Below are 14,741 nucleotides of genomic sequence, written 5' to 3'. Positions count from 1 at the left end.
GTTGTCCCTTTGGCATACAAAAACACCCCATTTCCTAAACAGTATACCATACTGTCTAACAAATAGGGTGCAGTTCACAGCTGGGCGGAGGTTCTTTTGGTTTTTGTTTTATGAACGAACTGCGAAGTTTTTGCAAAATGGTGCTGGCAAAACTGGCATATTAAATTTGAATGTGCTACTCTCTTTTCAGAGAGGCTTTATACGACCTAAAAGGAGGATTTTCATGAAAGAAGTCAAAACGCCCAAAAAGCCGCTGGCGATCTATTATACCATCGTGCTTTTACTGATTCTGCTCCTCAATGTCGTGCTTGTGCCGTGGATGAACGAACGGCAGATCAAAGAGGTGGACTACGGCACCTTTATGAGCATGACCGAGGAGAAGAACATCGGCAAAGTGGACATCGAGTCCAACCAGATCATCTTCACCGATAAGGACAACACCCAAGTCTACAAGACCGGCCTGATGGATGACTCCGGCCTGACCGAGCGGCTTTACACCGCCGGGGCCGAGTTTTCCAGCGAGATCGTGGAACAGGGGTCTCCGGTCCTCAGCTTTCTGATCTGGTTCGTGCTGCCCATCATCCTGTTCACCGCGCTGGGCAACTATATGAACAAAAAGCTCATGGATAAGATGGGCGGCCCCAACTCCATGATGTTTGGCGGCATGGGAAAATCCAACGCCAAGGTCTACGTCCAGTCCACCGAGGGCATCCACTTCTCGGATGTGGCCGGTGAGGATGAGGCCAAGGAGAACCTGCAGGAGATCGTTGACTACCTGCACGACCCCAGCAAGTACAAGGACATCGGCGCCCAGATGCCCAAGGGCATCCTGCTCGTCGGCCCTCCGGGCACCGGCAAGACCATGCTGGCCAAGGCCGTGGCCGGTGAATCCAATGTGCCCTTCTTCTCGATGTCCGGTTCGGAATTCGTCGAGATGTTCGTGGGCATGGGCGCTTCCAAGGTCCGCGACCTGTTCAAACAGGCCAAGGAAAAGGCCCCCTGCATCGTCTTCATCGACGAGATCGACGCCATCGGCCAGAAGCGCAACAGCGGCCAGTACGGCGGCAACGACGAGCGCGAACAGACCCTGAACCAGCTTCTGACCGAGATGGACGGTTTTGAGGGGAACAACGGCGTCATCATTCTGGCGGCCACCAACCGCCCGGAATCCCTTGACCCGGCCCTCACCCGCCCCGGCCGCTTCGACCGCCGGGTGCCCGTGGAGCTGCCCGACCTGAAGGGCCGCGAGGAGATCCTGAAAGTCCACGCCAAGAAGGTCGCGCTGGCCCCCGGCGTCGATTTCAGCGTCGTGGCCCGGATGGCCTCCGGTGCATCCGGCGCCGAGCTGGCCAACATCGTCAACGAAGCTGCCCTGCGGGCCGTCCGCGCAGGCCGCAAGAGCGTGACCCAAGCCGACCTTGAGGAGAGCATCGAGGTGGTCATCGCGGGCTACCAGAAGAAGAACTCCATCCTCACCGACAAGGAAAAGTGCATCGTGGCCTACCACGAGATCGGCCACGCCCTTGTGGCGGCAAAACAGACCCACTCTGCCCCGGTGCAGAAGATCACCATCATCCCCCGCACCTCCGGCGCGCTGGGCTACACCATGCAGGTGGAAGAGGGCAACCACTACCTGATGGATAAGACCGAGCTGGAAAATAAGATTGCTACCCTGACCGGCGGCCGCGCGGCGGAGGAAGTCGTCTTCGGCTCCATCACCACCGGCGCGTCCAACGACATCGAACAGGCAACGAAGCTTGCCCGCGCCATGCTGACCCGCTACGGCATGAGCGACGACTTCGACATGGTGGCTTTGGAGACCGTGAACAACCAGTACCTCGGCGGGGACACCTCCCTTGCCTGCTCGGCCCAGACCCAGCGCGAGATCGACCAGAAGGTCGTCGCCCTCGTCAAGGCCCAGCACCAGAAAGCCATCCAGATCCTGACCGATAACCGCGAAAAGCTGGATGAGCTGGCCAAGTACCTCTACCAGAAGGAGACCATCACCGGCGACGAATTCATGGAAATTTTGGATTCCCCGCAATAATCCCCTTTCCCCTTTCGTATTCCAGATAGAACGGACAACCAAAGTCCGGAAATACAGGAGGACACATCCATGAAGATTTTGAATACGAAACTCGCCCGTCAGGCCATCGCGGCCGCCCTTGTTCTGTCTGCCGCCGCAGCCATGAGCGTCGGTGCCTTCGCCGCAGAGGGTGAAGCGGACACCGCCGCCCTCACCGAGGATGTCACCGTCGCCGGTTACCTGCCCCCGCAGGATGAGAGCACCATGGTCCAAGGCGACATCGCCCTCCACAGCGCTGATGTGGCCGTGGGCGAGGCCGACCCCACCTACGGCGGCTACGCCTCCCCGGTGGAAAACCCGGTGCAGGGCAACGTCATGATGATCGCCGAGACCGGCGATGCGCAGACCTCGGCGTCGGCGGCTGACTCCAGCACGGACGCCACGTCCAAAGCCGTTTACACGGCACGATACACCGTCAAAGGTCTGCTGGGCAAACAGGTGCTCTACACCGCCACACAGGAGGGCCGCGTGATGACCCTCTCCGTCCCGGAGGACATCGCCACCTTCCGCGCCACGGTCGGTGAGATGCGCAAGCTGATGGCCAACGGCATCAGCACCGTGGTGCTGCAGACCAACAAGAACTCCACCACCCTGAACCTGTCCCTGCTGTGCGAGGGCCAGTCCGATAAGACCAAGATCACCCTCCGCCACTTTGGCAGCAACGCTGCCCTGACCGTCGGCCTCCGCTGCCGCCGCGACCTGATCGTAGGCCGCGACTCGAACTACGGCGGCTACGCCTCCCCCGTGGAGAACCCCATTCAGGGCAACGTCATGATGATCTCCGAGACCGGTGATGCGCAGACTTCCAGCGGCCGCTGACCCGTTCCGGTGCATCGAGGAATGAAACCTGCCCGGAATTTTTCGTCGAAAGTTGAATTTTCTTCATTTTGCATCTGAGTCAAACTGCTTGACAGGGGCAGACGGGTTTGGTACAATAAGCTCACTTTGAAACAAGCATAAATGCGTTGACGGGGAAAAAACGAAGTGTTTTCTGCTTACAGAGAGCCGCCGGGTGGTGCAAGGCGGTGCGGAGAGCTTCGGCTACTGGCCCCTGAGCGGCAAAGCTGAAATCGCAGTAGGCTTTGACGGATGCCCACCGTTACCGGGGCAGCGATTCGCCGCCAAAAGCCGATCGTGTCGAGTGGCTGGCTCTGCCAGCAAAGAGAGTGGTACCACGGGTGCCCTGTAGTTTGAACTTACAGGCTCTCGTCTCTCAAGGGATTTCGTCCTTTGAGAGACGGGAGCCTTTTTCTTCGTATATGGGCAAGGACGCTGACAAAACGTGTTGACCGTAAGTTGATAGGAAGCTGGAGGAAAACAAAAATGATGGACGCTACCAAATACGCACCGGGTTACTACCCGGTCCCCGCCGGTTATGACAGTTGGGTAAAAAAAGACCACATCGAACAGGCCCCTGCATGGTGCAGCGTGGATCTGCGCGACGGCAATCAGGCCCTGATCGTTCCCATGAGCCTTGAGGAAAAGCTGGAGTTCTTCCAGATGCTCGTCAAGATCGGCTTCAAGGAGATCGAGGTCGGCTTCCCCGCCGCCAGCGAGACCGAATATGAGTTCCTGCGCACCCTCATCGAGAAGAATATGATCCCCGATGACGTCACCGTGCAGGTGCTGACCCAGTGCCGCGACCACATCATCCGCCGCACCTTCGAGGCCGTCAAGGGCGCGCCCCGCGCGGTCATCCACTTCTACAACTCCACCTCCGTCGCCCAGCGCGAGCAGGTGTTCCACAAGTCCAAGGAGGAGATCAAGAAGATCGCCACCGACGGCGCAAAGCTGGTCAAACAGCTCAGTCAGGAGTACGAGGGCAACTTCCTCTTCGAGTACAGCCCCGAAAGCTTCACCGGCACCGAGGTCGATTACGCCGTCGAGGTCTGCAACGCCGTGCTGGACATCATGCAGCCCACCCCCGACCGCCCGATGATCATCAACCTGCCCGTCACGGTCGAGATGAGTATGCCTCACGTCTACGCCAACCAGATCGAGTACTGCGACAAGCACCTGAAGTACCGCGACAGCGTCATCATCTCCACCCACCCCCACAACGACCGGGGCACCGGCGTCGCCTGTGCTGAGCTGGCCGTGCTGGCCGGTGCCCAGCGCGTCGAGTGCTGCCTGTTCGGCAACGGCGAGCGCACCGGCAATGTGGACGCTGTGACGCTGGCCATGAACATGTACAGCCACGGCGTTGACCCCAAACTGGATTTCTCCAACATGCCGGAGATCTGCGCTACCTACGAGCGGGTGACCCGGATGCACATCTACGAGCGCACTCCCTATGCGGGCCAGTTGGTCTTTGCCGCCTTCTCCGGCAGCCATCAGGACGCCATCGCCAAGGGCATGGCCTACCGCAAGGAACACGGCGAACACCGCTGGACCTGCCCCTACATCCCCATCGACCCCCACGACATCGGCCGCACCTACGATGCAGACGTCATCCGCATCAACAGCCAGAGCGGCAAGGGCGGCATCGGCTTCGTGCTGGAGCAGAACTACGGCTACAACCTGCCCCCGAAGATGCGCGAAGACCTCGGCTACAAGGTCAAAAACGTCTCCGACCACAGCCACAAAGAGCTCAGCGCCGCCGAAGTGCTCCGCATCTTTGAGGAGAACTTCCTCAACAAGGAAAAGCCGCTCTCCGTTGTGGAGGCCCACTTCGCACAGGTCAACGGCATCACCGCCACCGTCGCACTGGACCTGAACGGCCAGCGCAAGGTGGTCACCTCGGTGGGCAACGGTCGTCTGGACGCCGTGGCCAACGCCATCCAGAGCGCTACCGGCATGGACTTCCACCTCGAAGTCTACTCCGAGCACAGCCTTGACGAAGGCTCCACCTCCCGCGCTGCCTCCTATGTTGGCCTCTCATGGGGCGACGGCAGTATGACGTGGGGTGCCGGCACCGATACCGATATCATCGTGGCCGGTATCAAGGCGCTGGTATCTGCTATTAACAGCAAATAATTGCATTTACTCCTTCCGTCATCGCTGCGCGATGCCACCTCCCTCCCGGAGGGAGGCTTTCAGGCCCCCTCGCCGAGGGGGCTGCCGCGCAAGCGGCTGGGGGAGTCCATCCATTCGATAAAAGGAGAGTACCACCATGGGAATGACCCTGACGCAGAAGATTTTAGCCGCACATGCCGGTCTGGCCGAGGTCAAGGCCGGGCAGCTCATCAACGCCAAGCTCGACATCGTGCTGGGCAATGATATCACCACCCCCGTCGCCATCAACGAGTTCCAGCGCGCGGGCTTCGACAGCGTGTTCGATAAAGAGCACATCGCCATCGTGCTGGATCACTTCGTGCCCAACAAGGACATCAAGAGCGCGACCCAGTCCAAGCAGTGCCGCGAGTTCGCCAACAAATACGATATCCTCAACTTCTACGATGTGGGCCAGATGGGCATCGAGCACGCCCTGCTGCCCGAAAAAGGCATCGTGACCGCGGGCGACTGCGTCATCGGTGCGGACAGCCACACCTGCACCTACGGCGCACTGGGCGCCTTCTCCACCGGCGTCGGCTCCACCGACATGGCCGCCGGTATGGCCACCGGCATGGCATGGTTCAAGGTCCCCGCCGCCATCAAATTCGTGCTCAAGGGCAAGTTCGGCCCCCGCGTTTCCGGCAAGGATCTGATCCTCCACATCATCGGCCAGATCGGCGTGGACGGCGCACTCTACAAGTCGATGGAGTTCACCGGCCCCGGCGTCGCCAACCTGACCATGGATGACCGCCTGTGCATCTGCAACATGGCCATCGAGGCCGGTGCCAAGAACGGCATCTTCCCCGTGGACGAGACGACGAAAGCTTACCTCAAGGGCCGCAGCCAGCGCGAGCCGGTCTTCTACGAGGCTGACCCGGACGCCGAGTACGAGCAGACCATCGAGATCGACCTCGACCAGTTGGAGCCTACTGTCAGCTACCCCCACCTGCCGGAGAACACCCACCCCGCCAGCGAGGGCAGGGAGATCAAGATCGATCAGGTCGTCATCGGCAGCTGCACCAACGGCCGCTTGGAGGACATGGAAGCCGCTTACAACATCCTGAAGGGCAAGCACATTGCCAAGGGCGTGCGCGGCATCATCATCCCCGCCACCATGGCTGTTTACAAAGAGTGCATCCTCCGCGGCTGGACCACCGCCTTCATCGACGCGGGCTGCATCGTTTCCACCCCCACCTGCGGCCCCTGCCTCGGCGGCTATATGGGCATCCTCGCCGAGGGCGAGCGCTGCGTCTCCACCACCAACCGCAACTTCGTGGGCCGCATGGGCCATGTGAAGAGCGAGGTCTATCTGGCCTCCCCGGCCACCGCCGCCGCCAGCGCCCTCACCGGTTACATCACCGACCCCCGCACGGTCTAAGAGAGGAGAAACACCATGAACAATGCAAACGGTTCCGTTTTCAAATACCCGGACAATGTGGATACCGATGTCATCATCCCGGCCCGCTACCTGAACACCCCCAACGCCAAGGAGCTGGCCGCACACTGCATGGAGGACATCGACAAGGACTTCGTGAACAAGGTCCACGAGGGCGATCTCATGGTCGGCGGCTGGAACTTCGGCTGCGGCTCCTCCCGTGAGCACGCCCCCCTCGCCATCAAGACGGCGGGCATCTCGGTGGTCATCGCCAAGAGCTTTGCCCGCATCTTCTACCGCAACAGCATCAACATCGGTCTGCCCATCATGGAGTGCCCGGAGGCTGCCGACGCCATCGCCGCAGGCGATGAAGTCAGCGTCGATTTCGACACCGGCCTCATCACCGATAAGACCACCGGCAAGACCTTCCAAGCCGAGCCCTTCCCCCCGTTCATCCAGAAGATCATCGCGGATGGCGGGTTGATGAAGTCGCTGACGAAGAAATAACTCCTTCCGTCATCGCTGCGCGATGCCACCTCCCTCAAAGAGGGAGGCTGTCGCGAAAAGCGACTGGGAGAGTTCTGCATAAAGGAGCCATTATGGAAAAGAACATTGCTGTCATCTGGGGCGACTGCTCCAGCCCGGAGATCGTCAAGCAGACGATCCGCGTCCTCGATAAGATCGCCGAAAAGTACGGCCACACCTTCCACTACACCGACGCAGCCATGGGCGGCGAGGCCATCGACAAGTACGGCGACCCCCTCCCCCAGCACGAGCTGGACAAGTGCCTTGCGGCGGACAGCGTCCTGCTGGGTGCCGTCGGCGGCCCCAAGTGGGAGGGTCTGCCCGGTGAGCAGCGGCCCGAAAAGGGTCTGCTCCGCCTCCGCGCGGGCATGGGCCTGTACTCCAACAACCGCCCCGCGAAGATCTGGCCCCAGCTGGCTCCGGCCAGCCCCCTGAAGCCGGAGATCGTGGCACAGGGCATCGATTTCATCATCGTGCGTGAGCTGATCGGCGGCGTCTACTTCGGCGATCACGAGACCCACACCCTCGAAAACGGCGAGAAACAGGCCATCGACTCCATGCCCTACTCCGAGCACGAGATCGAGCGGATCGGCCGCATCGGCTTCGAGACGGCCCGCAAGCGCCGCAAGAAGCTCTGCTGCGTGGACAAGGCCAATGTGCTGGACACCAGCCGTCTCTGGCGCGCCGTCATGCACCGCTTACAGGCCGAGTACCCGGATGTTGAGTACAGTGAGATGTTCGTGGACAACTGCGCCATGCAGATCGTCAAGAACCCGGCCCAGTTCGACGTCATCGTGACCGAGAACATGTTCGGCGACATCCTCTCCGATGAGGCTTCCATGATCACCGGCTCCATCGGCATGATCCCGTCCTCCTCCCTCGGCGACGGCACCCGCGGCCTGTATGAGCCCATCCACGGCTCCGCCCCCGACATCGCGGGCAAGGACATCGTCAACCCCACCGCCTGCATCCTCTCCGCGGCCATGATGCTGCGCTATTCCTTCGGCCTGACCGAGGAAGCCGATGCCATCGAAAACGCCGTGAACAAGGTGCTCGACAAGGGCATCCGCACCGCCGACAACATGAGCGACGGCTGCACCTGTGTCGGCTGCACCGGCATGGGCGACGCGATCCTTGCAGAGATCTAAAACGTTTTTTCGAAGCGGTGCCCCCGGCGGTCACCGCTTCTTTTATTTGCCGCTTGTCATTCTACCCGTCGCGGTCATGAAATACATTCATTTGACAAAATACTTTTGCTAACCTATACTTTATACCATCACTGACGGAACAAAGGATAGGATAAAAAGATGTTGACTCTCGACAAAGTATACCATGCCGCCTTCGTGCTGAAGGACGTTGCACGCAAGACCGACCTCATCGAAGCACCCAAGCTGTCCAAGGACTGCCAGCTCTACCTGAAGACCGAGAACCTGCAGGCCACCGGCAGCTTCAAGGTGCGCGGCGCTTATTATAAGATCAGCCAGCTCTCCAAGGAGGAGAGCGAGAAAGGCGTCATCGCCTGTTCTGCCGGCAACCACGCGCAGGGCGTGGCGCTGGCCGCCACCCGCCGGGGCATCAAGAGCATCGTCTGTATGCCGGACGGTGCCCCCATCATGAAGGTGGAGAACACCAAAAGCCTCGGCGCAGAGGTCTGCCTCGTGCCCGGCACCTACGACGACGCCCACGACAAGGCCGTGGAGCTGCAGCAGGAGACCGGCATGACCTTCATCCACCCCTACGACGATGAGCAGGTCATCGCGGGGCAGGGCACCATCGGTCTGGAAATTCTGGACCAGTTGCCCGACGTCGATGCCGTCATCGTGCCTGTGGGCGGCGGCGGCCTCATCTCCGGCGTGGCCTTTGCCATCAAGAGCCTGAAGCCTGATGTCAAGGTCTACGGCGTTCAGGCCGAGGGTGCCCCCAGCATGTACCGTTCCCTCCACGAGCACAAATACCAGACTCTCTCCGCCGCTTCCACCTTTGCGGACGGCATTCAGGTCAAGACCCCCGGTGAGCTGACCTACAAGCTCTGCGAGGAGTATGTGGACGACATCGTGACCGTCACGGAAGACGAGACCGCTGCCGCCATCCTCTCCCTGATGGAGAACCAGAAGCTCGTCGCCGAGGGTGCCGGTGCGGTGCCGGTGGCCGCAGCCCTCTTCCACAAGCTGCCCATCGAGGGCAAAAAGGTGGTCTGCGTCGTCTCCGGCGGCAACATCGACGTCAACATCCTCAACCGCGTCATCACCCGTGGTCTGGTCATGAGCGGTCGCAAGGCCAACCTGACCATCGCGCTGGAGGACAAGCCCGGCCAGCTCAAAAAGGTCGCCGAGATCGTCTCCCGCTGCGGCAGCAACGTCGTCTCCGTCCTGCATGACGGCTCCGACCCCAACATGCCCATCTCCAGCTGTTTCCTCAAGCTGGCACTGGAGACCCGCGACCACGCCCAGATCGAACAGATCCGTCAAGAGCTCACCAAGGCGGGCTTCCAGCTCGTCGCCGAGCGCGTTTGATTTTTGTAGCACCGATTTTTCCTCAAAAAGGCAGTGCCCGTCTCAATCGGGCACTGCCTTTTCGCTTGTGTTCTGTCAAATTTTATGTTATTCTGTAATTGCCGTCTCCCCCGCCCCTCCATTGGGAAGGAGGTGAAGCGCTTTGTCTGCGATTCCATCTTTCGCGCTGTCCGTCGCAGCAGGTATCGTTTCGTACTATATCTGCAAATGGCTTGACGAACAGTTCTTTATGGACGGTAAGCATTAACCCCAGCAACAAGAAGCCCCTCGGTACTGCAATACCGGGGGGCTTCTTGTATGCCTTCATGAAGCACCATGTCAGCATTCATCTTTCGCAAGTTTATTATATGCGCTTTCGAGATGTTTGTCAAGCAGACACGTCCTTTTTTATTTCTGCACGCCGCTCTCGCACTGTTCGATGAACTGCTTGGCCACGCGGGGGCTGCGGCCGCCGGCGCGGATGGCGAAGGCCTCTGCCTTGACGAGGAGCTGGTCCATCGGCATCTGGATGTTATGCTGCTTGGCCAGTTCGGTGAGGATGGCCTCGAAGCGGGCCTTTTCGGGCCGCTGGAAGGTCACGGTCAGGCCGAACCGGGCGGAAAGGCTCATCAGCTCCTGCCGGGTGTCGGCTTCGTGGATATCGTCGCCGGTGCGGTCGGTCAGGGTCTCCTTGATCAGGTGGCGGCGGTTGGAGGTGGCATAGACCGCGATGTTCTTGGCCCGGCCGCCCACGCTGCCTTCGAGGATGGCTTTCAGGGCCGCGAAGTTGTCGTCGTTGGCGGTGAAGCTCAGGTCGTCGATGAAGAGGATGAACTTGAGGGGGTTCGCCGCCAGCTTGTCCATCAGATCGGGAATCTGATAGAGCTGATTCTTCTTCACCTCCACCAGCCGCAGCCCATCGGGTGCGAACTCGTTGGCAATGGCCTTGACGGCGCTGGACTTGCCGGTGCCCGCGTCGCCATAGAGCAGGACGTTGTTGGCGGGCATCCCGGCCAGCAGGGCCTTGGTGTTGGCGATCACCTTTTCCCGCTCGCCCTCATAGCCCGGCAGCTCGGAGAGGCGCTGGGGGTCGGGGTACTTCACCGGCACCAACCGGCCATTCTCCACCGTGAAGACATGGTGCTTGGCGAACATGCCATAGCCCTTCTTCCCGGCTTCCTGCATCCGCTGGGCGTAGGCTGCCGCAAGGTCGATTTTCTTCGTCTCCCACCGGGGCAGGAAGGCCAGCTCCGGGCGCTGGCTCTGCTCGGAGTAGGCGGTCTGGAACAGCTCGTCTAGCGTCAGGCCGCACAGCTCCTGCAAAAAGTGCAGTTCACCGTCCAGCGCACTTTGCAGCACCGGCGCGATGCCGCCCGCTGCCGCCTGACGCACGCAGACCGTCTCGGTCTCCAACACGGCGTTGGAGAGGTATTCGCCCAGATTGGTGGTCTGCTCAAACAGAGCCGCTTCGAACGAAGCCACTGCGTCGCACACCGGCCCCATGCTGCGGGTACCCGCCTCCATCCGGTCGGTCAAGTCCAATAATTTGGCCACCACCGGGTCGTCCAGCAGGGCGCGGAAGATCACAAGCCCGTGGAGCCGGGCATTCCATTCACGAAGTTTCATAGCCTTTTCCCTCTTGATTTAACGAATGTACCAAAATTATACCGCTCTATGAGGTCCAGTGCAAGCCTGTGTTTAATTATCTTCATCTTTCCGGTGATTCACTTTACAAATCATTGTTTGACATCCGACCGATTTATAGTATAATTGACCCAACGTTCAAAATCGAATGGTAGATACGAAATTTGACGTATCTGAGGGATTTTTAAAAAGTGTAGAGTTGGAACAGGATAGGAAACAGGAGAGACGAGAAATGCAGTTGAATGGTTCTCAGATTTTTGTGGAAGTTCTCTGCGAGCAGGGGGTGGACACCCTCTTCGGGTACCCCGGCGGCGCAGTGCTGAACCTTTACGATGAGCTGTACAAGAACGCCGACCGCATCACCCATGTGCTGACCGCCCACGAGCAGGGTGCAGCCCATGCAGCCGACGGCTACGCGCGTGCCACCGGCCGCACCGGTGTGGTGCTGGCCACCAGCGGTCCGGGCGCGACCAACCTTGTCACCGGCATCGCCACCGCTTACATGGACTCGGTGCCCATGGTCGCCTTTACCGGCAACATTCCCACGGCGGGCCTCGGCACGGACGGCTTTCAGGAAGCCTACATCGAGGGCATCACGATGCCCATCACCAAGCATAATTTCACGGTGCGCAAGGTCGAGGACCTCGCCGACACCATGCGCGCGGCCTTCCGCATCGCCCAGAGCGGCCGCAAGGGCCCCGTCCTCGTGGACATCCCCAAGGACGTGACCGCCGCCGTCTGCGAGTTTACCCCCAAGCAGCCGGAGAAGATCCGCACCGTGACCACCTACAACGCCGAACAGGTCAAGTGGGCCGCCGACATCATCAACGCGGCGGAGCGCCCGCTGGTCTACTTCGGCGGCGGCGTGCGGAGCGCAGCCTCCTGCCAGCCCCTGCGGGATCTGATTCACAAGGCTGAGATCCCCGCCACCTACACCCTGATGGCGGCAGGCGTCGTGCCCTACGGTGACCCGATGAACATCGGCATGATCGGTATGCACGGCTGCTACACCGCGAACCGGGCCGTGGCCGACTGCGATGTCCTCATCGCGCTGGGCACCCGCTTCTCGGACCGTGTGGCCCTGAACCCCAAAACCTTTGCGAAAAACGCCACCATCATCCAGATCGACATCGACCCCAGTGAGCTGGGCAAGAACGTGGATGTGGACCTCGCCATTTCCGGCGATGCCGCCTATGTGCTGGGCGGGATGCTCCCCCTCATCGAGGAGAAGAAGCACCCCGACTGGATGAAGATGATCCACGAGTGGCAGGCGCAGGATTACCACCCGGTGTCCGACGCTTCCCGCCTGATGCCCCATCAGGTCATCGGCGAGGTGTGCAATCAGTGCGGCCCGGAGGCCGTCTACGTCACCGACGTGGGCCAGCACCAGATGTGGGCCGCCCAGTACATCCGCCACGCCAAGAGCCGCGGCTTTATCACCAGCGGCGGCCTCGGCACCATGGGCTTCGGCTATGGTGCCGCCATCGGTGCCCAGATGGCATTGGGCCGCGACCAGCGGGTCGTGATGTTCACGGGCGACGGTTCCTTCCACATGAACCTGAACGAAGCCTGCACCGCCGTCAGCTATGAGCTGCCCATCATCACGGTCATCTTCAACAATCAGGTGCTGGGCATGGTCCGCCAGTGGCAGACCGCCTTCTACGGCAAGCGCTTCTCCCAGACCGACCCCCACCGCAAGACGGATTTCGTCAAGCTGGCCGAGGGCTTCGGGCTGAAGGGCTACCGCTGCACCAATCTCGCCGAGTTCCAGACCGCCTTTGCCGAGGCGCTGAAGAACAAGGGCCCCACATGGATCGAGTGCATGATCGACAAGGACGAAAAGGTCCTGCCCATGATCCCCGGCGGCGGCGACATCAACGATATCATCATGAAGTGAGGAGGAACGCACCATGGAATCCAAACGCAGAGTCATCAGTCTGCTGGTGGACAACCAGAGCGGCGTTCTGGCCCGCGTGTCCAGCCTGTTCTGCCGCCGCGGCTTCAACATCGACAGCCTGACCGTCTCGGCCACCAATGACCCCACCGTCAGCCGCATCACGGTCACGGTGTCCGGCACCGATAAGGAGCTGAGCCAGCTCATCCTCCAGACCGAGCGGCTGGAAGTCACCCGTCAGGTCTTCGTCCTCGACAGTGAGAACGCTTTGCAGCGGGAGCTGCTGCTGCTCAAGGTCGCGTGCGACGTCCACACCCGCACCGAGCTGCGGGAGATCGGCAGCATCTATAAGGCCAAGATCATCGACCTGTCCCCGGACAGCATGGTCTTCGAGCTGATCGGCAAGCCCGAAAAGCTGGACGCATTCTTAAAGATGTTCGCGGATTACACCATCCTCGAACTCTGCCGCACCGGCGTCACCGCACTGGAACGCGGCGGGATGCACCAGCACATGCAGAAGCCCCCGCAGGAAGTGCGGGATGTGCAGCTGCCCCTGCCCGGCACGAAGTGCCACTGAACCTCTCCGTCAATGCTTTCCATTGCCACCTCCTTCTGGGAAAGCGGCTGGGGGAGTATCAACAAGTTTTCAAGTTAATCGAATATAAAAAACAGAACGATAAAAGGAGAACAACTACCATGGCTATCAAGAAGTACTATGATTCCGACTGCAACCTCGGCGTGCTGGACGGCAAGACCGTCGCCGTCATCGGCTTCGGCAGTCAGGGCCACGCCCATTCCGAGAACCTCGCTGAGAGCGGCGTCAACGTTGTCGTCGGTCTGCGCAAGGGTTCCGCTCACTGGGAGAAGGCTTCCGAGTTTGCTGCCACCCACGACAACTTCAAGGTCATGGAAGTCGAAGAGGCTGCCAAGGCTGGCGATGTGGTCATGATGCTGGTTCCCGATGAGCTGTGCGCCGACATCTACAACAAGCAGGTTGCTCCCTACATGACCGAGGGCAAGGCTCTGGCCTTTGCACACGGCTTCAACATCCACTTCAAGACCATCACCGCTCCCAAGAACGTGGACGTCATCATGATCGCTCCCAAGGGCCCCGGCCACATCGTCCGCCGCCTGTACACCGAGGGCGAGGGCTGCCCGTCCCTGATCTGCGTGGAGCAGGATTACACCGGCAAGGCAAAGGACATCGCTCTGGCTTACGCTTCCGGCATCGGTGCGGGCCGTGCGGGCATCCTGCAGACCACCTTCAAGGAGGAGACCGAGACCGACCTGTTCGGCGAACAGGCAGTGCTGTGCGGCGGCGTTTCCGAGCTGATCCACGCCGGTTTCGATACGCTGGTCGAGGCTGGCTACGAGCCTGAGATGGCCTACTTCGAGACCTGCCACGAGATGAAGCTGATCGTTGACCTGATCAACGAGGGCGGCTTCTCCAAGATGCGTTACTCCATCTCCAACACCGCAGAGTACGGCGACTACCGCACCGGCAAGCGCCTGATCACCGCCGAGACCCGCAAGGAGATGAAGAAGGTCCTGACCGAGATTCAGGACGGCACCTTCGCCTCCGAGTTCCTGACCGAGATGAGCCCCAACGGCGGCCGCAAGGTCCACTTCCTCGCAAAGCGCCGCATGGAAGCAGAGCTGCCCATCGAGAAGGTGGGCGCAGAGCTGCGCAGCATGATGAGCTGGCTGAAGAAGTAAGTTTTTTGAAATCGA

At 60.4% G+C, this 14,741-nt stretch carries 11 protein-coding genes and 1 other annotated feature; of the genes, 10 read left to right on the top strand and 1 reads right to left on the bottom strand.

The annotated features are described in order from the left end of the window. The first annotated feature begins 223 nt into the window (after positions 1 to 223). The 7 genes from ftsH (at position 224) to ilvA (ending at position 9,493) form a co-directional block, all read left to right on the top strand. Positions 224 to 2,047 (top strand): ATP-dependent zinc metalloprotease FtsH, encoded by a 1,824-nt coding sequence (gene ftsH, locus C4N23_RS13090; protein ID WP_112146547.1) that lies wholly within the window; start codon positions 224 to 226, stop codon positions 2,045 to 2,047. 69 nt (positions 2,048 to 2,116) lie between these two features. After that, positions 2,117 to 2,905, top strand: a complete 789-nt coding sequence (locus C4N23_RS13085) for a transcriptional regulator, IclR family protein (RefSeq protein ID WP_242983803.1) — start codon at positions 2,117 to 2,119, stop codon at positions 2,903 to 2,905. A 137-nt stretch (positions 2,906 to 3,042) separates the two neighbouring features. Then, positions 3,043 to 3,303: a binding site (T-box leader), on the top strand. 106 nt (positions 3,304 to 3,409) lie between these two features. Beyond that, complete coding sequence (locus C4N23_RS13080) at positions 3,410 to 5,062, top strand: 2-isopropylmalate synthase (RefSeq protein ID WP_112146545.1); 1,653 nt, start codon at positions 3,410 to 3,412, stop codon at positions 5,060 to 5,062. A 136-nt stretch (positions 5,063 to 5,198) separates the two neighbouring features. Further along, the gene (gene leuC, locus C4N23_RS13075) at positions 5,199 to 6,458 is read left to right on the top strand and encodes a 3-isopropylmalate dehydratase large subunit (protein ID WP_097839949.1); all 1,260 of its coding nucleotides are present in this window, start codon (positions 5,199 to 5,201) and stop codon (positions 6,456 to 6,458) included. A 15-nt stretch (positions 6,459 to 6,473) separates the two neighbouring features. Next, a complete protein-coding gene (leuD, locus tag C4N23_RS13070) occupies positions 6,474 to 6,962 on the top strand; it encodes a 3-isopropylmalate dehydratase small subunit (RefSeq protein WP_055192283.1) in 489 nt (162 codons plus the stop codon). A gap of 92 nt (positions 6,963 to 7,054) precedes the next feature. Further along, positions 7,055 to 8,128, top strand: coding sequence for a 3-isopropylmalate dehydrogenase (gene leuB, locus C4N23_RS13065; RefSeq protein WP_112146543.1), 1,074 nt, complete (start codon positions 7,055 to 7,057; stop codon positions 8,126 to 8,128). Between the two features lie 159 nt (positions 8,129 to 8,287). Further along, positions 8,288 to 9,493, top strand: coding sequence for a threonine ammonia-lyase (gene ilvA, locus C4N23_RS13060; RefSeq protein WP_112146541.1), 1,206 nt, complete (start codon positions 8,288 to 8,290; stop codon positions 9,491 to 9,493). Between the two features lie 387 nt (positions 9,494 to 9,880). Here the strand turns inward: ilvA and C4N23_RS13055 are convergent, their stop codons facing one another. Continuing rightward, positions 9,881 to 11,098 carry an ATP-binding protein gene (locus C4N23_RS13055; protein ID WP_112146539.1) on the bottom strand — a complete coding sequence of 406 codons (1,218 nt, stop codon included), beginning with the start codon at positions 11,096 to 11,098 and terminating at the stop codon, positions 9,881 to 9,883. Positions 11,099 to 11,348: 250 nt separating this feature from the next. Here C4N23_RS13055 and ilvB point away from each other — a divergent pair, with 250 nt between their 5' ends. From ilvB to ilvC, 3 genes are all read left to right on the top strand, one after another. After that, on the top strand, positions 11,349 to 13,013 hold the full coding sequence (gene ilvB, locus C4N23_RS13050) for a biosynthetic-type acetolactate synthase large subunit (protein WP_055192313.1): 1,665 nt from the start codon (positions 11,349 to 11,351) through the stop codon (positions 13,011 to 13,013). A gap of 13 nt (positions 13,014 to 13,026) precedes the next feature. Next, positions 13,027 to 13,587, top strand: coding sequence for an acetolactate synthase small subunit (ilvN, locus tag C4N23_RS13045; RefSeq protein WP_112146537.1), 561 nt, complete (start codon positions 13,027 to 13,029; stop codon positions 13,585 to 13,587). A gap of 119 nt (positions 13,588 to 13,706) precedes the next feature. Then, positions 13,707 to 14,726 (top strand): ketol-acid reductoisomerase, encoded by a 1,020-nt coding sequence (gene ilvC / locus C4N23_RS13040; RefSeq protein WP_097791419.1) that lies wholly within the window; start codon positions 13,707 to 13,709, stop codon positions 14,724 to 14,726. Positions 14,727 to 14,741 lie beyond the last annotated feature (15 nt).

Origin of the sequence: Faecalibacterium hattorii (assembly GCF_003287455.1) — a bacterium.
Lineage (GTDB): Bacteria > Bacillota > Clostridia > Oscillospirales > Ruminococcaceae > Faecalibacterium > Faecalibacterium hattorii.
The sequence above is the reverse complement of the archived record's forward strand: the minus strand, read 5'-3'. Positions and strand labels throughout refer to the sequence as shown.